The sequence below is a fragment of the Kitasatospora nipponensis genome (assembly GCF_039528135.1).
GTDB lineage: Bacteria > Actinomycetota > Actinomycetes > Streptomycetales > Streptomycetaceae > Kitasatospora > Kitasatospora nipponensis.
Genome location: NZ_BAAALF010000160.1, coordinates 1 through 19,373, shown reverse-complemented (window position 1 = coordinate 19,373; position 19,373 = coordinate 1). Strand labels below are relative to the sequence as shown.

Here is a 19,373-nt window from a genome sequence, read left to right as displayed (position 1 = left end):
TACTTCTGCAGCGCCACCGCGTCGACGCCGCCCCCCCCCCCCCCTTTTGATGCTCAGTCGACGGCCTGGCCCTGGTCGGCCGTCGCCGAGGTCGGCCAGCGGGGGCCGGTGTCGGGGTCGTTCAGCCACACGTACTGTCGGTCGGGGCGCACGGTCATGCCGTAGTCGTACACGCCCGGGCGGTCGTGGGTCTCCCAGGTCCGCCAGGCCGCTTCCAGTTCGGCGGCCAGCCGGCGGGGGCCGCCGCCGTGGACGGTCGCACCGCCAGGGCGTGCGGACAGCACCGCCCATGAGGCGAGTCCGTCGTGGATCCAGGCGCTGGTGCCGTCCTGGTCCACCGCGGTGGTGATCCGCACTGCGGGAAGAGTGACCCGCAGGGTGAACAGCAGGTCCCAGTCGGCCCGCAGCGGCTCGAGTCCACGCTCCATGGCGCCCCGGTGGTCGGCAGGGCCGTGGCCGCGGACCTCTGCGAAGGCGGGCTCCGGGCGGGAGCGGTCGCGGGCGGGCATGAACTGGGCCAAGCCCTGCATCCAGCCGGTGGCGCTGCGGTGGTCGTCGGCGACAGTGAGCGCGACGTGCCCGAGCCTGCCCCAAGGGGTGACGATCCGTCCGCCCGGCGCGCACTGCTCGACCCAGGGCCACGGGACGCGCTCGACGGCGTAGGTCGCGATCACCCTGTCGAACGGGATGCCGACCGGCCATCCGGCGGCGCCGTCGCCGACTTCGACGCCCACCGCCAACCCGGCCTGGGCCAGCCGGGCGCGGGCGGCGGCCGCAAGTCCGGTGTCGACCTCGATGCTGGTCACCCGGCCCGGGCCGGTGCGGTGCGCGGCCAGCGCGCAGTTCCACCCTGCGCCGGTGCCCAGGTCCAGGACCCGGTGGCCGGGCTCCAGGAGCAACGAGTCGAGCATGTCGACCACCACGCCCGGGCTGGACAGGCTGCTGGTCGGCAGGCCGTCGGTCACCTGGGTCACCGCGGCGTCGTCCGGTCCGGCGTACAGCTCCCGCGCCCAGCCGTCAGGGTCGACCTGTCGGTCCACCGGCACGTAGGCGTGCCCGTCCCAGCGCCAGAGCCGGTCCGGCGCGAAGCGGTCCCGGGGCAGCGTCCGGACGGCTTCGCGGATCCAGGGCGAGCGGGCCGGCCAGGCCCCGCGCTCCTGCATCGCCGTGTCAAGGACCGCTCGCCGGTGGGTCAGGTCGGTAGTGCCGGTCACCGTCATGGGCACGGTCCGCCGCTACTTCTTGTGCTTGCCGTCGCTGGCCGGCGGCGGGGGGACTTGGCCGTCCGCGTTGCCGGGGGGCGGGTTTCCCTGGCTCGGGTCCGGTGCCGGCTTCTCGTGCTCGCCTTCCACACGTGCCTCCCCTCGACACCCGGGCTCCAGTGGCCGGGCACTGCCTGGATCGTGCACCAGCGCTCGCGAGGTCGGCAAGGGCGCGTCAGAGTGGCACACCTGGCGCTCGGTTGACCCCGCCGCGCCGGTCCCGCTCGGGACCCGGTAGCGGGACTCCGGGGACGGCACGAAGTGGCAGCAGCGCCGAGCACCCGCCGGCTCCGGGGCCAGGCGAGCGGTAGCCGGACGCGCGGCGGAGGCTGGATGCAGCGCTGGCGCCACTTCACCCAGCGGCGATTTGGGGCCAGCAGGAGGAATCCTTCTCCGCAAGCGCGTGGTCCTCCCGCCCTGACTCGACTACGTCACAAGATCAACGCCAGCGTGTTCGCCCCCTGTTAGCGGGTCAGGGGGCCGCCTTGTCCGCTGATGCGCAGCGCGACCGCGATGTGGCTGAACCCGGGGATGGGCGACCCGACGGCCTTCTCGTAGCGCACGGCGTCAGCGATCCCGAGCTTCTCGCCGGTGGGGAGGGTTCTGTTCGCTGTCCATAGGAGCATGCGCAGGCTTTCGTTCTGGACGCCGAGGAGCGTGGTGGCAGACTCCAGCGGCGCACCGGTGCCAACCCTCCAGGTGGCCACTTCAGCCCAGAAGCCGGTCACGGTGTCCCAGCAGATTGCGCTTCGAGGTCCAAGCAGCCGACACATCTCGTCGGGGGACCTGAACATGTCGAGGTCGTGGGAGACAAGGTTCTGGAGGTTCTCCAGGAGGGTGACAGCGAACTCGTACTCGGCCTCGTCCTTCAGCAGTTCCTCGACGACCACCAGCACCTCGGCGGTCGCGCCGCAGTCCCGCTGGGCCGCCCGAAAGGCGACCTGCCGGCAGACGTCCAGGTCGTCGCTGTCGTCCACCGATCCTGGCTTCACACCCGCAAGTTCGAGGAGCCGTCGTGATCGCCCGGCCTGCCGACGGCGCCATGGGATTCGCATCGTGTCTCTTTCCGCTTGCAGCAATGGCGATCATGGTCGCCCATGGTCAGCCAGCATGGCACGGCGATCCGAGAGGCCGTTCCCAGGACAGCGGCAGGCCGCTGCGCTGCCCCCGCCCGCGGTCCTCCCGCGTGCTGGGGTGGTGGACCTCAGGTGTGGCTGAGGGAGCGTTCGGCGACGGCCTCCAGGCGGCGGCGCCAGGTCTTCTCGCCCTCGGGGTTGATGGTGAGCAGCGCGACCATGGCGGTCATGATGACGTCGCACAGTTCGGACTCGACGTCCTCCCAGGTGTGGCTGTTGCCCTTGCGCGGGTTCTGGGAGCGGGCGCCGGAGAGGGCTTCGGCGACTTCGCCGCCCTCTTCCATGATCTTGAGGCAGCGCATCACCTTGCCCATCTCCGGGTCGCCGCTGGAGTGGTCGTCGAGCCAGGCGACGAGGCGGGTGATGGTGTCCCAGTCGGTCGGGTTCATGGTGCGGTGACTCCGGTGCTCTCGGTGGTGGAGGTCGCTGTGACGCTACCGGCCGCGGGAGGTCAGGCGGCGCAGGACGGTGTCGGGGTCGGCGGTGAGGATGACCGCGAGGGTCCACAAGTCGTGGACGTGTCGGACCGTGGTGAGACCGGCCGAAGCCAGGCACACATCCCGTCCGACACCGGCGGGCGGCTCTGGGCCTGCTCGCCGACGTCACGATCGGCGCGCCCCGGAGAACTCGCTGTTCCGTTGCCTCGCTGTACTGTCCCGACCCCGGTTCTGCCCGCCCTCCCCCCGGCGATCAGGTCTCGGCGTTTCTGGTTCCGAACTGATGTTGTCTTTTGTTGTCAGTTCACGTCAGAAGGTATCGAACAGCGTGGCCAGTCGGATCGGATGGCGACGCCGGCAACCGGCGCAACGGCACGGCGAACGAGCGGAACCCAATTGGAGGATGGGCATGCGAAAGGACTTCATGCGCAAGCCCGCACGTCGTGGCGCGACCGCGGCGGCTGCGACGGCGGCCGGCGGGCTTGGCCCATCGGCGCGGAGCGCGTCCGCGGACACACTTTGACGCCCTCCGCCTGACTGATCCCGGCTCCCGACAGGCCCGAGCGGCCCGCGCCGGACGTAGCGCCCGCACTGGACTCCCACTCCCTCATGAAACGGGGTACTCCCTTGCCCTTTCCACGTTTGCGCCGAATATTCGGCGCCTTGACCGCCGCCGTTGTGGCGGCGCCGCTGGCCGTAGTGGTCACCGCCGCCCCGGCCCACGCCGACGCCCCGGGTGGCGCCATCGCCACCAAGGCGCTGTCCTATGTCGGCAGAGACCACATGATGGGTCCGTGGTACGAGTTGTGGTGCGGCGACTTCGTCAAGCGGGTCTGGACCCAGGAGGGAGTCGCCGCCCAATCCTGGATGTCCTCGTACGTGCCGAATTGGTTGAAATCCCCGAACTATCATCCCATCGGCACCTACACCCCCCAGCCCGGCGACGCGGTGATCTGGAACGACCTCACCTACAACGACAGGAACGGGAATCCCGGCAGCCACATCTCGATCGTCACGAAGTACGCCAACGGGCTGCTCTCCGATGTCGGCGGTGACCAAGGAGGCGGCCAGGACAAGAACCAGCCCTGGTGGGCCACCAGCCATGTCAACATCGACGAGGACAACGGCGGTCTCGCCTTCGACCCCACCAAGCACCTGTTCCCCAACAAGCCCTACGAGATGTGGGTCCGCGGCTACATCAGCCCGGGGACCGCGACCCCGCCGCCCCCGCCGCAAGCACCCCAAGTGACGACGGCCCTGCCTTCCGGCCAGCCCTATTCGGGCAAGGTCACGTTCACCGGTCACACGGACATCGGCGTCAACGCCTTCTACTTCCACCTCACGCAGGGCGCCAAGAACATCGTGTCGCCGACGGTCCCGGGGACCCCTCACACCAGCGACCACCCCTGGATCTTCGACACCAAGACGTTGCAGAACGGCAGCGCTGATCTCTGGGCGACGGCTGTCACCCCGGCCGGTACCGTCGGAACGTCGGTCCACACTCAAATCCAGATCAACAATGCGCCGCCGCCACCACCGGTTCCACCGCAGCCGCCGGCCCCGGTCGTGTCGGTGCCGACCGGGCCGGTCAGCGGAACCGTGACACTGTCGGCGACCGACAGTGACTCCACGGTCCAGTCGATCCAGTTCTACGCCAACGGCACCGCCATCGGCTCGCCGGTCGGCAGGCCGTTCCAGCTCGGCTGGGACACCACCGCGACCGGGAACTACGGGACAGTGACCATCACCGCCGAGGCGACCAGTCCAGGTGGCACATCGCCGGCATCGGCAGGCGCGGACGTCTACGTCAACCGTGTTCCGCAGATCCGCCCCGCCACTGTCAAGGACATGAACGGCACCGTCCACGTCTACACGATCGCCGAGCCGAACGGCGAGCTCGAGGAGACCCTCATCGCCCCCGACGGCGGCACGACGTGGACGTGCGTCACCTGCAACGTCGGAACTCCGATGAGCCAGGGAGCACCGACAGCCGTCATCGATTCCTCAGCCACCATTCACGTCTACACGATCGCCAAGCCGAACGGCGAGCTCGAGGAGACCCTCATCGCCCCCGACGGCGGCACCGCATGGTCGTGTCTGACCTGCAACGGCGGAGCCGAGCCGGCCACCGGCGCGCCCAGCGCGGTGATCGACGGCAGTGGAACCGTCCACGTCTACACGCTGGCCGCAGCCAGCGGCGAGGTCGACGAAACCTTGTCCGCACCCGACGGGGGTCTGGCCTGGAGCTGCCTGTCGTGTAACGGCGGAGCCGAACCGGGCTACGGTGCACCGTCGGCGGTCATCGACGGCAACGGGAACATCCATGTGTTCACACTGGCCGGCGCCGGGTTCTTCAACTCCGGCGAAATCGACGAGACGACGATCCCGGCCAACGGCCAGATGTCCTGGGTCTGCCTGTCCTGCAGCAACGGCGGCGCCGAACCCGCCGCCGGGGCACCTGCGGCTGTGATCGACAAGGACGGCACCATCCGCGTGTACACGTTGGCGATCTCCGGGTTCTTCAATCCGGGCGAACTGGACGAGACCAGGATCAGCGCGACCGGCAGCGTGGAGAACGTATGCCTGTCGTGCAGCGGCAACGGCGGCGCCGAGCCCGCCAACGGCGCGCCCGCCGCCGTCGTCGATGCCAGTGGTGCGATCCACGTCTACACCTACGCGATTGCCGGATTCTTCAACCCGGGAGAACTCGACGAAACAACCGTTCCGACCTCCGGAGCCGCGGTCAACACATGCGTGACCTGTAACGGCGGCGCCCCGGAGGGAGGCGGCACCCCCACAGCGGTGCTCGACGGCGCCGGAGCAATCCACGTCTTCTCGGTCGGCACGCCGAACGGGGACCTGGACGAGTCGTGGCCCGGCGGCAGCGCCGGCTGGCAGACAGCCGACCGTACCAGCGGAGCCCCCAACACCCCATCAACAGGGGCCTGAGAAAGAACACGCCGCATCCCGCGGCTCCCGAAAGGGGAGCCGCGGGATGCGGCGTTTCGCCTGACGACCTAGGTCAGGTCGCGGCCAGCGCGGTGCGGTCGGCGTCGTTCAGGTGCCGAGGGTGTCGCGTCCTGGGTCGCCGACGGGTGTCCCGCGGAACGGGCCGGCCGGCGGGCTTCCGGAGGCACGGCGGTCAGGGCACTGGAGAACGCCCTGCGCGGGAGAGCAAGTGCCCGCTGCCCGCTGCCTGCTGTCAGGTAGGTCCGGCGGACCGGCGACAGGGCTACAGCCAGCGGTCGAACCAGGCGCGGATCCGCCGGAGGGCGTCGAGTTGGTGGGCGCGCTCGTGAAGCCCGTGGCCCTCCCGCGGGTAGACGACGAACTCGTGCTCGACGCCGAAGTGGCGCAGTGCGCGGTGGAACTGGACTGCCTGGCCGAGCGGGACGTTGGTGTCCTCCTCGCCGTGCAGGATCAGGACCGGGGTGCGGATCCGGGACGCGTAGGAGATCGGGCTCCGCAGGTCGTGGAGGTGCGGCCCCGGCCCGTCCCAGCCGGTGCCGCCGCCGAGCTCCGCGTCCATGATTCCCCAGTCGCCGACTCCGGCCTGGGAGCCCCAGTCGCTGATGCCGGCGCCCATCACGGCGGCCTTGAACCGATCGGTCCGGCCGACGGCCCAGGCGGCCATGAATCCGCCGTGGCTCCAGCCGGAGACGGCCAGGCGTCGGGGGTCGGCGACGCCCTCGGCGACCAGCAGGTCGATCCCGGCGAGGACGTCGGTCCACTCGTCGCCGCCCACCGCGCCCGCCGCCACCGCGGCGAACTCGTGGCCGTGGCCCGACCCGCCCCTGGGGTTGGCCAGGAAGACCGCGTATCCCGCAGTCGCCAGCCACTGGCCGCAGTCGACCACCGTGAGCGCGAACTCGTCGGCATGACGGGAGTAGGGGCCGCCATGGATCAGGGTGACGAGCGGGAACGGGCCCTCGCTCCGAGCTCGGCCGACCGGCAGGATCAGCAGGCCGTCCATCGGGAGCCCGTCGGGCGCCTGGTAGCCGAGCCGCTCCTGGACACCCCGGCGGATCCCGCGCAGTTCGGGGCTGGTGTCGCTGAGTCGGAGCAGTGGGCCGCCCGTTGGGCCCGCGTGGACGTTTCGGAACTCGTCCGCGGTGCTCGCCAGCACGGCGAGGGTCCCGCCCTCGTGGCTCACGGTGAGGCCCGCCATCGTGCCGGGTGGTCGGGAGAGTCGGTGGAACCGCAGCGACTGCGGATCGAGCCGGTACAGCGCGGTGTCCAGCCCGTCGGCGAACAGCGCCAGCGGTGGCCCGTCGGCCACCTGCGCCAGCTCGGTGGGGCAGATGGACATGCCGGCCGTGAGATTGCGTTGTTCGACGGCCGGGCCGCTCGCCGGCGGCACGGTGTCGATCACGGCGAGCCCACCCACCAGGTGCCCAGGGGTCACCGCCAGGTGGGCCAGATGCCAGGCGCCGTCGTGGTGCCACCAGACCGGGGACCGGGCCTCGACACCGACCGGGCCCAGGTCGTGGACGGCTCCCGTCGCCGGGGTGACCAGATGCAGTTGCGCCGTCAGGACGCCGGGGTCGAGCTCGGCGGTGGACCAGCTCAGCACGGCCAACGGGCCGCCGTCCGGACGCTGGGACACCTCCACGACGTGGCGGTCCCCCAGGCCCGCCACCGTGCGGATCACGCCGGTCTCCAGGTCGAGCAGGCGCAGCCGGGTGACCGGGAGGTGCCGGCCCCAGACCTTCGCGTCGTCGCCCTCGGCCTGCCGGCGCTCGTCCTCCGCCGTCGACTCGTCCTCGGCCAGCAGCGCGACCGTGCGGCCGTCGGCGAGGGGGTGGTGGTCGCCGATGCCACCGCGCCAACTGGTCAGGGGCTCCGGCTCGGCCAGGTCCGCGCCGCCGTCCAGCAGGATCCGGTGCAGTTGGGCCGAGCCCCGCTCCTGGCGGTCGGAGGTGAAGAACAGCCAGGCCGGGTCCGGCGCCCACTTCGGGGCGCCGTCGTGGGCCGTGCCGTCGGTCAGGCTGCGCGGGGCCGCGCTGCCGTCGGCGGCGGCTACCCAGAGCGAGCTGTCCGGGTGTCCGCCCCGGCCGCTGTTCGCGACCACGCCGTAGGCGACCAGGCGACCGTCCGGTGAGATGGCCGGTGCCACGGGAGCGGCCAGGTCCACCACCAGGTCCGCGGTGAGCAGGTCGGTCAACTCACTTGCAGGGTGCGGCATGCGGACTGCCCTTCACTCGTCAGTAGGACAGTTGGACATCCTGGCGCACCGACGAGCCCGTGGCAGGTGATTTTCGCTGGGGACGCCGGGCCGGGAGCGCCTTTGGGGCTGCTGGAGCAGCGGGAGCTGACCGCTCGTCGTCGCACGGACGAGCTGCGGGAGGAGGCCGACCGTGTCCAGGCCGAGCCGGCCGTGGTCCAGCGGGAGTGGAACGAGTGGGTCGTCGCCCGCTCACGCGTCGGCGAGGTCCTGGCCCCGGCTGAGGACGTGCCGGCCCTGAGCCCGGCGGGGACCTGCCGGATTGCGGTGAACAGCCGGTGCCGCCCAGGTCCTCGGTGGCGGCGAAGCCGGGCGCGCCCGTGGGGCAACGGCACAGCCGCCCCAGGATCGGGGCGGCTGTGCCAGGGTGCGATGCCGAGGTGAGGTCGACGCTCAGGAGAGGAGGTTCAGGGTGTTGGTCGCATCGTCCACGAAGTAGACGGCGTGGTTGTCGGGCCTGATGGCCAGGCCGAAGAGGGCCCCGGCGCCGGCCGGGTCGCCGGAGGCGTCGAGTTGGCGCACCTCGACCTGGTCGCCGCGCGGGGTGGTCTCCACCAGGTTCCCGTCACCGCCGTTGACGGTCAGGATGTGGCCACCGGGGGTCACCGCCAGCCCGAGCGGGCTGTTGAGGTTGTCGCCGCAGCTGACGGTCCGTCCGGTACCGGCGGAGTCGTGGCGCTTCAGCGCGTCGGGGATCGCGGCGATCCGGTTGCCGACCGTGTCGGCGACGTAGAGCGTCCCGTTCCGGGCCAGGCCCACGCCGGTCGGGCCGACCACCAGGGCGGCGGGGTCGGTCCGTTCGCCGAAGCCCGAGCCGACCTCGGTGGTGGACTCCAGGCGCGGCGGCTGGTCCTCCCGCTCCTGCTGCAGGGTCAGTCGCAGGACGGTGCCCTCGTTGACGGTGGCCCCACCGGCCGCCACCGTTCCGTTGAGCACGTTGGTGACGAAGAGGTCGGTGTGCCGCCCCTCGCTCACCGAGGTCATGTCCCACGGACCGTTGATGCCGTGGCCGGAGAGCGTCTCGCGCACGGTGCCGTGGTTGTCGAGCACCAGCAGGCAGCCGGCCTGTGCGGTGGCGGACGTTCCGTCGGTGGTCGGCAGGCTGCCCACCACCACCCAGCCGCCGGGCAGGATGCTGAGCGCGGTGGTCAGCCCGACGCCGCCCGGGCAGGGGCCGGGCAGGTTCGCCGGGTCGATCTGCGCGAACTGCCGCACGTCACCGCGCGGGCTGACCTGCACCAGGGTGGTGCCGGTGCCCTGCAGGTTCTGGGAGTTGTTGAAGTTGCTGACGAGAACGTCGCCTCGCCGCAGATCACCGCTGTCGTCGGGGACCACGACGGTGCCGTACGGGTTCACGTCCCCGTTGGCGGGGACGGTCGACGCGATCGTCGACACCGTGTGCAGGTGGCCCACGAACGTACCGCGGGCCTCGCCGGTGGGGGCGGCGACGGCCGTCGCCGCGGACCCGAGGACCAGGGCCACGGTCGCGGCCAACCCTGCTGTCACGTGTGTTCTCACGTACTGTCTCCTTGCTCTCTCACGCCGACCGGGACCCGAACGGCTCAAGGTGGCCCGTCGATCACCGACGGTCGGCCGGTCTGTGGTGGCCCGGTTCGCTCGGGCCGTACTCATTCGAACCTCGCGGCCATGGCATCGCCACCCTTCGTAGGCCAATCAGTACGGTGAGTAGTCGACCTGCTGAGCAGCAGGGCTTGGCGCGCTCCGTGCCGGGCCGGCCGGCACGGAGCGGGCCAGGCCGAGGCCGCGCAGCCCACCGGTGATGAGGTGGGCACCGCCCCTGGGGGTCGCGGACGGCGCCTGGCGGAGCGTGGCGGTGGTGTCACCCTCCTGGGGCACCGTCAGGAGCAGCTGGCCGATGTGGCCGGCGCCGATGTGGCGCAGGGCGTCCCCGGCGGTGGGGAACGCCGGCAGTGGGCCTCGGCCGGCGAGGCCACCACCGGGCCCGCCGTGGGGTCAGCGCCCGATCTTGTCCAGCTCGGCGAGATCGTCGTCGGAGAGCTGGAGTGCCGCGCCTGCGACGTTTTCGCGCAGGTGTGCCACCGACGAGGTGCCGGGGATCAGCAGGATGTTCGGCGACCGCTGCAACAGCCAGGCCAGGGCGACCGACATCGGCGTGGCGTTCAGCCGGGTGGCCACGGCCGTGAGCGCGGAGGACTGCAGCGGACTGAAGCCGCCGAGGGGGAAGAAGGGCACATAGGCGATGTCCTGTTCGGCGAGGTCGTCGATGAGGTCGTCGTCCTGGCGGTGGGCGAGGTTGTACATGTTCTGGACGCACACGATCGGCGCGATCGAGCGCGCCTCGGCGACCTGTGCCGTCGTCGCGTTGCTCACGCCGAGGTGCCGGATCAGTCCCTGCTGTTGGAGTTCGACCAGTGTTTCGAACGCCTGGGCGAGCGAACCGGTCACGGGGCCCTGGGCGTCGCCGAGCCGGAGGTTGACCACGTCCAGCGTGTCGAGGCCGAGGTTGTCCAGGTTCTCGGTGACTGCCCTGCGCAGCTCTTCGGGCTTGCGCGCCGGGGGCCAGCCGCCCTCCTGGTCCCGGGTCGCGCCGACCTTGGTCACGATGTGCAGCGAGTCGGAGTACGGGTGGAGGGCTTCGCGGATCAGCTGGTTGGTGATGTGCGGCCCGTAGGCGTCGGCGGTGTCGATGTGGGTGATGCCAAGGCCGACGGCCTCGCTCAGGACGGCGAGTGCGCCGTCGCGGTCGGCGGGCGGCCCCATGACCCAGGGGCCGGCGAGCTGCATGGCGCCGTAGCCGAACCGGGAGACGGTCAGGTCGCCCAGGTTCCAGGTGCCGCCGGGCAGTGGGGCGAAGGGGGTGCTCATGGTGTGCCTTTCGTGTCGAGCCAGGGGATGGTGCCTGACGGCTCCTTGCACCACTATTGGTGCGTAGCTTCCTGTCGGGAAGGAGGCACTTCCGAGTTCGTAGGGCACCCGCAGGTGAGAGGAACGGTCCATGGCGACGATGACGGCGGCCCAGCAACGGGCGCAGGCCAAGGTGGAGTACGACGCCTTCTTGGCGGCCTGTCCCAGCCGCAAGCTGCTCGACCGGATCTCCGACAAGTGGGTCGCGCTGATCCTGGCCGCGCTCGGCAGCGACAGCGCGCAGGTGCCCGGCGCCGGCTGCGACGGCGAGCCCCGGGTGATGCGCTACTCGGAACTGCAGCGCCTGCTGGCCGGCGTCAGCCAGAAGATGCTCACCCAGACGCTGCGGTCCCTGGAGCGCGACGGCCTGGTGTCCCGCACCGTGGTGCCGACCGTGCCGGTCACGGTCTCCTACGAGCTGACCGATCTGGGCCTGTCGCTGTACGAGATGATGCGGGGCCTCAAGGCCTGGGCCGAGGTGCACATGGACGATGTGCTCTCCAACCGCCAGACCTACGACACCCGCCTCACCTGAACCACAACGGGATTGCCGACCAGCGGGAGCAGTCTGCGCGCCGGAGGCCGGGCGGATCGACGGGGTTCGAGGACATCGCTTCGGGCGCTCGTCCCAGCGGTGGTGGTCCGGGCCGGCTGTGAGCTGGGTGAGCAGGGCGAGCATCTGCTTGCCGAGCGGGTCCTCGACCAGGGCGGGCCGGGGGCCACTCGGTGAGGAACGCCGATCACGAGAGCCATGCACGGCCGGGCTTCATGGCGGCGTATCCGCATCCGCATCCGGATCCGCATCGGGATCCTGGTACGAGGGTGACTCGTCCCGCTGTCAGCAGTGCTCTTCGAGGTAGAGCATGCGGCGCTCGGCGTCCGCACGGAACTCGTGCGCGAGGTAGCGTCCCGCCGTCCCGCTTCCGCCAGGCCCCTTGTAGTCGTCCTTGACCTTGTCCCACAGCATCGGGCGCTCGCCATCGACGACAGGCCGGGGGCGGGTCCCGCCGCTCTCTCCGAGCACGATGGTCGCGGCGTGGTCCTTCATCAGCCGACGCACAGCGCGAAGATCGACTCGCTTCTTCCGCAGCTGCCACGTGGTACCGGCGTCGTCCAGGAGCTGCACGGGCGCTTCGAGCCGGTCCGGGTTCATGGGGAAGGCCTGCATGGTGAGAGTATTCGGCATCGCGACGGGTGCGGTCATCCTGGTTTCACGGAACCGCGGTCAGCGCAAGATCAACTGTCCGCGATCGGGGAAGCTCCCACCGTCCCTGGACACCACCCGCCGGGGCGGGGGGTCGGCCAACCACCCGGGAGTTCGCCCGCGTCGCACTGACGTCCTCCCCCGCGCCAACGGGGGCAGCCGTTGGCAAGCTCACTGAGCGGCTGGGCGCAGGGGTCCTCCCCCGCTTCGTCGAGTCCGAGCCGGCGAAGGCTCAACTGCCGAGCTCACCCTGCGCTACCGTTTCCAGCGACGAAAGGTGGCACGATGAGTGAGCAACAACCGTGCCCGCGATGTGCCGGCCGTGGCGTCACCGAGAAGGTCCGCCACAGCGTCGACCTGGATGCCAACGGCAACCAGGTGCCACGGCAGGAGAATTACATCAGTCCCTGCGAACACTGCGGCGGCCGCGGAACGGTGGGCTGATGCGCCTCGCCTTCCGCTGCATCGATTGCGGGATCATCTACCTGCCACCCGAGGGTCTCGCTTACAGCGACGGCTCACCGGCAAGCCCCCTGCGCTGCACCGTTCACCAGGTCGCGGCTCGGGAACTCGGGGTCGCCGACGACCCGGCGGCCGTCGCGGTCGCGCTGTTCGTCGCCCGACAGCAGGCCGACCGCACCCCCGGGCCGGAGGAGCAGCCGGTTCGGCCTGACGTCCGGCCCAGTTGGCCGGCCAAGACCCGTCGGGCGGCCAGCAACCGCGGCGGGCGCAGCAAGTACCGCTGACGCCGAGAAGGACCAGGTGGCTGCGCGCGGCATCGTGATCTGCGGGGCCGGTTTCGCCAGGGTCACCGCGCCGACCGGGCAACCGGCGGCGGCCTGCCAGGGGCGGCTGCCGGCACCGGGCTGGCCGCCGCCCGCCGCTTGAGGCCGAATTCGCGCGACATCGCGCGATGGCTCTGAAACGCTGCGAGCCTGCAACCTGACACCCTGTGCTGGCTTTGATTGGTGATCGATGAGTTTCACGTTTGAGGGACCGGTTCTGGAAGGCACGCTCGTGCGCCTGGAGCCACTGGATCACCGCCATGCGGCGGACTTGGCCGTGGCGGTGGAAGAGGACCGAAGCTCGTATCGCTTCACCTGGGTGCCGAGAGCAGCCGGGATCGAAGAGTACATCGATGCGCAACTCGCCCGTGCCGCAGCCGGAAAGCTAGTCCCGTACGCGCAAGTCGAGCAGACGTCGGGGCGCGCGGTCGGGGCCACGGCCTACTGGGATCCGCGGCTGTGGCCGACGGGAGAGAGCCTGTGCGCGGTCGAAGTCGGCTTCACCTGGCTCGCGGCTTCGGCCCAGGGCACGGGGGTGAACACCCAAGCCAAGTACCTGTTGTTCCGGCACGCGTTCGAGAACTGGGGGGTCGCACGCGTCGACTTGAAGACGGACGCGCGAAACAGCCGTTCGCGGGCCGCGATCGAAGCGGTGGGCGCACGCTTCGAGGGCGTGCTGCGGAACTGGTCCCGGTCGTGGGCGCCGGGCGAGGACGGCCAACTCCGTGACTCTGCGATCTTTTCGATAACCGCAGCAGAGTGGCCGAACTGTCAGACGAGGCTCGAAGAGCGAATCGCTCGCAGCCTCGCACGCAGGCACTCGGAGGCGGATCTCACCGCCTCAAGCTGAGTTCGATCACGTGCACGGTGTCAAGCGGCACCGTGAGCCTCCCCTGGACACCACGGGGATCGAAAGCCCCGCTGGAACCCCACCAGCGGGGCTTCCTCGTCACCCCACCTGCTCATCCCGCGTGACACAAGGATGGTCATCTTCAGTGGCCCCCACCACGGGCGCAGCAGTTCGTCGTTGCCGTGCCGGCGGTGCAGGTGGGCGATGACCGGGCGGTCGCGCGCGGTTCGTGCAGGTCTTCGTCGGACCTCGCCGCATGCGCCCCGCGGACCTGTCAGGGAGCCCCGTGGATGTACTCCTTGTGGTGCGGTATTGCGCATTCCCCTTGCGGGCCGGCCGGTAGGCCGTAGATTCACCGCAACAACTGGTGGGCAACGATGTAGGAGTGGTTGTGGGAAGCGAAAGCACCTTCGGTGCGGACAGGGGTCTGGCATCGACGATCGCCCTTCTGGAGGCGCAGCAGCCCGTCGTGGAGGAGCGGCTCCGCCGGGCGGAGGCGGAGGTGGCTGCCGCCACTGCCGAGCGGGACGCCATGGCCAAGGCGCTCGAGGGGCTGCGGTTGCTGTCCTGGGGCAAGCCCGTCGACGACGGGATCGCCGAGCGCGCCGCCGAGTTGCCGCGGAGTTCAGCGGCTGAGGTGGTGCAGGAAGCAGGGGCGGTTAGCGAGACCGAGGCGGCGGCTGCGCCTGCGGAGCAGGAGGCGGCGCCCGCCCAGGACGGGCCCGCCGTGGCGACGGCCGGGGCCGGGAGGAGGTCCGTCGCCAAGAAGGCCACCGCGAAGAAGGTTGCGGCGAAGAAGGCCACCGCGAAGAAGACCGCCTCCGTGCCCGAGCAGGAGGCGCCGGCGCCTGTCGCGAAGAGGACCGCGCGCAAGGCGGTCGCGAAGGGCTCCGAGGGCAGGGCCGCGACGAAGCGGACGTCCACCGTCAGGAAGGCGGCGCGGGCCGAGACGGAGCCCGTCGCCGGCGGATCCCCCGTCGAGGCGCCGGCACCGAGGACGGGCGCCCGGCGGAAGGTGGCGGACGCGGAGAGCGTTCTGGAGGTGCTTTCCCAGGCGGCGGCTCCGCTGCGGGCCCGTGAGGTGGCCGACCTCCTGGGCCTGGACATCCTGGAGGGGAACATCAACGCGATCCGCACCAGGCTGGAGCGCCTGGCCAGGGACGGCCGTGCGCAGCGGTCCGGGCGCGGCCTCTACACGGCGGCGGACGGCGGGCCCCAGGCCGCGGACTGACCTCGCGACCGGGGCGGCAACGTCCCAACCGGCGTGCGGCGCACGCCGTCGAGCGTGATGGGGAGGGTGGCGCTGGTCCATGCCGCTCCGGCAGGTCGCGCCACGCTACCCCGGTCCGGGTCCGCCACCGTATGCCGTCCATCCACTGCCGCCGCGTCCCCGGCGGCGGCCACCCAGGCGTCTTGCCCTGCGGCAACACCGGCTCCAGTCGAACCCGCTGGCTGTTCGTCAGATCACCACGCCCCGCGGCGAGTGATCACCCACGGCCTTGATCGACTTTCGCAACACTCCCTGGACCGCTCTCGACGTCTCGGGATCGTCAGAGCCCCATACGGGCCCCGTCGGTTTGACGGTGGCTCATCTTCAGTAGCCTGAGCGGGACTTCTCCTACTGAAAGGCAACGACGATGCTTGCAGGCCGGCTCAACATCAGGACGCGCGTCCTCTCGATGGAGGAGGTGCCGACTCCGCACGCGGGACCCGGCGAGGTGAGGATCAAGGTCGCCGCCGCCGGGGTCTGCCTGTCCGACGTGCACCTCATCGAGGGCAGTCTCACGCCGAGGCGGCTGTCGGGCGACACGGTGACCCTGGGACACGAGAACGCGGGAACGATCGACGAGGTCGGCGAGGGGGTGAGCGGCATCACGGCCGGTCAGCGCGTGCTGCTGCGGGCCGGGGAGCCGCGTGATGGTGTCGTCTTCACCCGCGGGGTCGACTACGACGGGGGCTGGGCGGAGTACGCGGTCGCCCGGGCGGACACCGTGGTGCCGATCCCGGACAGCCTGCCCTTCGAGCAGGCCAGTTTCATCCCCGACGCGGTCTCCACCCCCTGGGCGGCGATCACCACCACCGCACAGACCCAGCCGGCGCGGGCCGTCGGCGTCTGGGGCATCGGCGGCCTGGGCGCCCACGCGATCCAGCTGCTGCGGCTGGTCGGTGCGGCTCCCCTCATCGCGGTGGACCCGCTGCCGGCGGCGCGCGAGCGGGCGTTGGCCTTCGGCGCGGACATCGCGCTGGATCCCGCCGACGAGCAGTTCGACCAGGCCGTCACGAACGCCACCCGCGGCACCGGGCTGGGCACGGCGTTCGACTTCGCCGGCGTCCCGGAGGTCCGCGAGCAGGCGATCCGCTGCCTGGGCGAGAACGGCAAGCTGGTGCTGGTCGGACTCAGCGACCAGCCGATCACCGTGACCGACGGCATCCGGTTCAGCTACCTCGGCCAGCAGATTCTGGGCCACTACGGTTCGCGCGCCGAGCACGTCGAGCAGTTGGTGACGCTCGCGGAGCTGGGGCGCCTGGATCTCTCCCGATCCGTCAGCGAGATCCTGCCGCTCTCCGAGGCGCCGGAAGCCGTCCGGCGCCTGGCGAGCAAGCAGGGCAACCCGATCCGGATCATCCTGCGGCCCTGAGCGGCCGCTGGGCACGCGCCGTGGTTGACGCGTTCACCTTCCTGGGCCGGTCCTGGCACCAGGCCGGGCCGCTCAGAGCAGGGTGCCGCACCACACGTTCCGGGCCAGCCACTCCTCGTGGCTGAAGGTGTCGCGCTCGGGACTCACCGTCGCGGTCGGCACCGAGACGAACGTGTCCTCCGGCCGGATCCGCTCGGGCAGCTCGCCAAAGCGCGACCGCCCGGCCTCGACCGTGGCAATGGTGGTGGCGACAGTGGTGGCGGAACCGTTCTTGCGGTGCTTCACAGCTACCTCCCACAGGCGGTGCGGCCTCGTGAGGGGTGAACGTGGGAGCGGCCCTGCGCATTCCCGTGGTGTCAAGCCGCGACGTCCACGCGCCGCCAACGGCTGTCGCCACCCTGCCGCTTGCCCCAGCGGACGGCCCCGCGGGGGTCGCGCCGCCTGCCGTGACCGGCGTGATCTGCGACGACGCCACGGTCGACCTGGACAACCCGTCGCGGGGCCACGCCTTCGACGCCCCCCGGGGGCCTCGAGGCGACCGTGGCCCGGGGGCCGGCACCCGGCAGGGTCCGAAAGCGCGGCTCAGTCGGGCCGACAAACCCAGCCCCTCCCCGGCGGTTCGCCGCGCTCCGGCCCATCCGACGATCCGGGGAGGCGCTGTGCCTCGCCGCCCACGCGCCGGTGCCGGGAGCGTGGGCCCGGTAGCCGGTCAAGGTGTCGACGGTCGACGCGGCGCGGATCCGGCGCTGCCGCGCGACTGTCGGGCGGCCACCTCCTCGATCACGCGCAGGACCGGACCGGGCGCCCGCAGCGGCGGCAGGTGATCGACACCGGGCAACCGGACCAGTTCGCAGCCGATCCGGGCAGCGGTCTGCTCGGCGCAGTCGATCGCCGGGCGGCGGTCGAGGTCGCCGACCAGCACCACTGCGGGCACGGCGGACAGCTCGCCGAGCCGGTCGTAGAGCGGCGGGTCGGGCTGCTGGTGGAGGTCCTCGCCGGGCCAGGCCCGGGCGGCGGAGCGCAACTGGGCGGCCGCGTCCTCGTCCGCGCCGGCCGCCGCCCACTCGCGCAGGCCGAAGGCGGTCAGCCCGTCCAGGTCGTCGGCGGCCACCAACCGGTCGTACTCGGCGTCCGATTCCGGCTCCGCCGGCCAGGGGAATCCGGGCACGCCGGGGCACAACAACGCCAGCGACGCCACTCGTCCGGGCTGCTGGAGAGTGAACCCGAGCGCCGTCCCACCGCCCATGCTGCAGCCGACCAGGTGGACCCGGTCGAGCCCGAAGCAGTCCAGCACCGTGTGCAGGTCGGCCAGCATCGAGTAGGCGGTGGTGGGCTGGGGCGAGCGGCCGTAGCCGCGCACGTCGTAGCGGATCACCCGGTGGTGCGCGGTCAGTTCGGGCACCAGTCCCTCCCAGATCCGCGAGTCGCCCACCCCGGGGTGCAGCAGCACCAGGGGCGGCCCGTCACCCCCGCTGTCCGCCGCCCACACGTCCCCGTCGCCCAGCTGGATCAACCCGTCCCATGTCATGGCGGCCATTGTGCGGGGCGAGCCGCCTGCCCCGCACCGGGATTTGGGACCGGCCGGCCCAGGGATCACGTGCGACGGCGCGTGGTGGGCCGGCCGTCCCGGCGGCGGGTGGTGGCGCGGCGCATCGGCATGCGGAGTGTGTCGCCAGGAGCCCGGACGGCGGACCGGTCACGGCGGACGCAGGCCGGTCCATGACTCTGTACGGCCGATGGGCCGCCGGGTTCACCGGCGGCCCATCGGGTGGATCACTGCGGAACTGTCAGGAGAAGGTGCAGGTCAGGATCCCGCTTCCGCAGATCAGGGTGTCGGCCTGGGTCCAGTACTGCTGCCAGCCCCGGATGTTGCCGCTGACGCCCGGTCCGAAGTTGTCCGTGACCTTGTAGACCGGGTACGACTTGCTGGACGGGTCGATGCCGCCGTTGTACAGCCCGTAGGTGATCTGTTGCGGCGTCAGGTTGTGCTGGGCCGACGAGGTGGCGTACTTGACCTCGTTGTCCTGCAGGTACTTGACGTAGTAGGAGGTGGCGAGCATGTCGAGGTCGGTGTGGTCGGCGAGGTCCTTCCACTGGTAGCCGCCGAACACGTCCGGGTAGGCCTTCGTCAGGTAGTCCCAGGTCACCGGCTTGATGTTGGTGACGCCGAGTGAGGCGGTGCCGTCCCCGCCGTGGCCGGGCCACTGGTGCTGCGAGGAGAGCGCGGCGGCCAGCTGCTCGTAGGTCAGGTAGCTGCCCAGACCGTAGTCGCGAATGTACGGCACCTCCTTGCCGCTGACCTCCATCAGGGCGATGGAGAGCACCATCCGGGGGTCGACGCCGGCCTTCGCGGCCGCGATGACCGCGGACTGCAGGAAGAGCGAGGGCTGGCAATCGAGGTCGCCGAACGTGGGAGTGACGCAGTTCTTGCCGCCCATGGCGCGGTTCAGCGCGTTCTGCCAGTCGGGGTCGATGGCCGCGTTCATGGAGCAGTGGTACTGGCCCCAGGACCCGTCGGCGCAGTTGCCCGAACCGGACGGGCCCGTGGTGGTCGATCCCGCGCAGACCGTGCCGGCGCCGCTGTCGCACCAGCCCTTGTCCCCGGCGGCCTTGATGCCGGTGCGGTTGGCCGCCGCGGCGGCGTCGGCGGCGTCCTGGGAGGCCTTGGCGATGGCGTTCTCGGCCGAGGTGGCCGAGGCGTCCGCCGCGAGGGCGGCCTGCCTGGACTGCTCGGCCGCCGTCTGGGCGGTGGCGGCCGCCTGGCGGGCACCCGCCGCGTCCTTCTCCGCGGCCGTGGCCGCGCTGTTGGCGGCGGCCGCGTCGGCGGTGGCCGCGCCGGCCGACTGGTGGGCGGCCGCGTCGTCGCCCTGCGCCTGGGCGTAGAGCTGGTCGCTGTGCGCGGCCGACTGGGCGGCGGTGGCGGCGTCGGCCGCGGCGGCCGCCGCGGACT

The 19,373-nt window shown here is 71.3% G+C and carries 16 protein-coding genes and 1 pseudogene; 6 read left to right on the top strand and 11 right to left on the bottom strand.

Going from position 1 to position 19,373, the window contains the following annotated elements; genetic code table 11:
• Positions 1-53: 53 nt before the first annotated feature.
• From ABD323_RS31125 to ABD323_RS31115, 3 genes are all read right to left on the bottom strand, one after another.
• Positions 54-1,220 carry a methyltransferase domain-containing protein gene (locus ABD323_RS31125; RefSeq protein WP_344445381.1) on the bottom strand — a complete coding sequence of 389 codons (1,167 nt, stop codon included), beginning with the start codon at positions 1,218-1,220 and terminating at the stop codon, positions 54-56.
• A gap of 506 nt (positions 1,221-1,726) precedes the next feature.
• Positions 1,727-2,239 (bottom strand): hypothetical protein, encoded by a 513-nt coding sequence (locus ABD323_RS31120; RefSeq protein WP_344445380.1) that lies wholly within the window; start codon positions 2,237-2,239, stop codon positions 1,727-1,729.
• 227 nt (positions 2,240-2,466) lie between these two features.
• A complete protein-coding gene (locus ABD323_RS31115) occupies positions 2,467-2,787 on the bottom strand; it encodes a MazG-like family protein (RefSeq protein WP_344445379.1) in 321 nt (106 codons plus the stop codon).
• 711 nt (positions 2,788-3,498) lie between these two features.
• On the opposite strand from ABD323_RS31115, the gene ABD323_RS31110 reads away from it, so the two are divergent.
• Entirely contained in the window at positions 3,499-5,784 is a 2,286-nt protein-coding gene (locus ABD323_RS31110; RefSeq protein ID WP_344445378.1) for an Ig-like domain-containing protein, read from the top strand.
• 283 nt (positions 5,785-6,067) lie between these two features.
• Here ABD323_RS31110 and ABD323_RS31105 read toward each other — a convergent pair whose 3' ends face one another.
• The 3 genes from ABD323_RS31105 to ABD323_RS31095 form a co-directional block, all read right to left on the bottom strand.
• Positions 6,068-8,020, bottom strand: a complete 1,953-nt coding sequence (locus ABD323_RS31105) for a S9 family peptidase (protein WP_344445377.1) — start codon at positions 8,018-8,020, stop codon at positions 6,068-6,070.
• A gap of 432 nt (positions 8,021-8,452) precedes the next feature.
• On the bottom strand, positions 8,453-9,577 hold the full coding sequence (locus tag ABD323_RS31100) for an NHL repeat-containing protein (RefSeq protein WP_344445376.1): 1,125 nt from the start codon (positions 9,575-9,577) through the stop codon (positions 8,453-8,455).
• Positions 9,578-10,033: 456 nt separating this feature from the next.
• Complete coding sequence (locus tag ABD323_RS31095; RefSeq protein ID WP_344445375.1) at positions 10,034-10,906, bottom strand: aldo/keto reductase family oxidoreductase; 873 nt, start codon at positions 10,904-10,906, stop codon at positions 10,034-10,036.
• Between the two features lie 130 nt (positions 10,907-11,036).
• Here ABD323_RS31095 and ABD323_RS31090 point away from each other — a divergent pair, with 130 nt between their 5' ends.
• Entirely contained in the window at positions 11,037-11,480 is a 444-nt protein-coding gene (locus ABD323_RS31090; protein WP_344445374.1) for a winged helix-turn-helix transcriptional regulator, read from the top strand.
• A gap of 303 nt (positions 11,481-11,783) precedes the next feature.
• Here the strand turns inward: ABD323_RS31090 and ABD323_RS31085 are convergent, their stop codons facing one another.
• Positions 11,784-12,149, bottom strand: coding sequence for a hypothetical protein (locus ABD323_RS31085; RefSeq protein WP_344445373.1), 366 nt, complete (start codon positions 12,147-12,149; stop codon positions 11,784-11,786).
• Positions 12,150-12,592: 443 nt separating this feature from the next.
• Between ABD323_RS31085 and ABD323_RS31080 the strand changes: the two genes are divergently transcribed.
• From ABD323_RS31080 to ABD323_RS31070, 3 genes are all read left to right on the top strand, one after another.
• Entirely contained in the window at positions 12,593-12,895 is a 303-nt protein-coding gene (locus ABD323_RS31080) for a hypothetical protein (protein WP_344445372.1), read from the top strand.
• Between the two features lie 229 nt (positions 12,896-13,124).
• Entirely contained in the window at positions 13,125-13,784 is a 660-nt protein-coding gene (locus ABD323_RS31075) for a GNAT family N-acetyltransferase (protein WP_344445371.1), read from the top strand.
• Between the two features lie 367 nt (positions 13,785-14,151).
• On the top strand, positions 14,152-15,015 hold the full coding sequence (locus ABD323_RS31070; protein ID WP_344445370.1) for a hypothetical protein: 864 nt from the start codon (positions 14,152-14,154) through the stop codon (positions 15,013-15,015).
• On the opposite strand, the gene ABD323_RS31065 is transcribed toward ABD323_RS31070, so the two are convergent.
• Positions 14,906-15,247: a transposase gene (locus tag ABD323_RS31065; RefSeq protein ID WP_344445382.1), complete on the bottom strand. Its 342-nt coding sequence runs from the start codon at positions 15,245-15,247 to the stop codon at positions 14,906-14,908. The genes ABD323_RS31070 and ABD323_RS31065 overlap by 110 nt on opposite strands.
• A gap of 174 nt (positions 15,248-15,421) precedes the next feature.
• On the opposite strand from ABD323_RS31065, the gene ABD323_RS31060 reads away from it, so the two are divergent.
• Positions 15,422-16,423, top strand: coding sequence for a zinc-binding dehydrogenase (locus ABD323_RS31060; protein ID WP_344445369.1), 1,002 nt, complete (start codon positions 15,422-15,424; stop codon positions 16,421-16,423).
• A gap of 72 nt (positions 16,424-16,495) precedes the next feature.
• Here the strand turns inward: ABD323_RS31060 and ABD323_RS31055 are convergent, their stop codons facing one another.
• The 3 genes and pseudogenes from ABD323_RS31055 to ABD323_RS31045 all read right to left on the bottom strand — a co-directional run.
• Positions 16,496-16,708 carry a hypothetical protein gene (locus ABD323_RS31055; RefSeq protein ID WP_344445368.1) on the bottom strand — a complete coding sequence of 71 codons (213 nt, stop codon included), beginning with the start codon at positions 16,706-16,708 and terminating at the stop codon, positions 16,496-16,498.
• A 424-nt stretch (positions 16,709-17,132) separates the two neighbouring features.
• Complete coding sequence (locus ABD323_RS31050; protein ID WP_344445367.1) at positions 17,133-17,951, bottom strand: alpha/beta fold hydrolase; 819 nt, start codon at positions 17,949-17,951, stop codon at positions 17,133-17,135.
• 259 nt (positions 17,952-18,210) lie between these two features.
• Positions 18,211-19,373, bottom strand: a pseudogene (locus ABD323_RS31045) (hypothetical protein); the annotation flags it as partial.

Coding starts and splice junctions, on each gene's coding strand:
- ABD323_RS31125 (WP_344445381.1), bottom strand. CDS start 1,220: ATGACGGTGACCGGCACTACCGACCTGACCCACCGGCGAGCGGTCCTT.
- ABD323_RS31075 (WP_344445371.1), top strand. CDS start 13,125: ATGAGTTTCACGTTTGAGGGACCGGTTCTGGAAGGCACGCTCGTGCGC.
- ABD323_RS31085 (WP_344445373.1), bottom strand. CDS start 12,149: ATGACCGCACCCGTCGCGATGCCGAATACTCTCACCATGCAGGCCTTC.
- ABD323_RS31095 (WP_344445375.1), bottom strand. CDS start 10,906: ATGAGCACCCCCTTCGCCCCACTGCCCGGCGGCACCTGGAACCTGGGC.
- ABD323_RS31050 (WP_344445367.1), bottom strand. CDS start 17,951: ATGACATGGGACGGGTTGATCCAGCTGGGCGACGGGGACGTGTGGGCG.
- ABD323_RS31105 (WP_344445377.1), bottom strand. CDS start 8,020: ATGCCGCACCCTGCAAGTGAGTTGACCGACCTGCTCACCGCGGACCTG.
- ABD323_RS31115 (WP_344445379.1), bottom strand. CDS start 2,787: ATGAACCCGACCGACTGGGACACCATCACCCGCCTCGTCGCCTGGCTC.
- ABD323_RS31090 (WP_344445374.1), top strand. CDS start 11,037: ATGGCGACGATGACGGCGGCCCAGCAACGGGCGCAGGCCAAGGTGGAG.
- ABD323_RS31080 (WP_344445372.1), top strand. CDS start 12,593: ATGCGCCTCGCCTTCCGCTGCATCGATTGCGGGATCATCTACCTGCCA.
- ABD323_RS31060 (WP_344445369.1), top strand. CDS start 15,422: ATGCTTGCAGGCCGGCTCAACATCAGGACGCGCGTCCTCTCGATGGAG.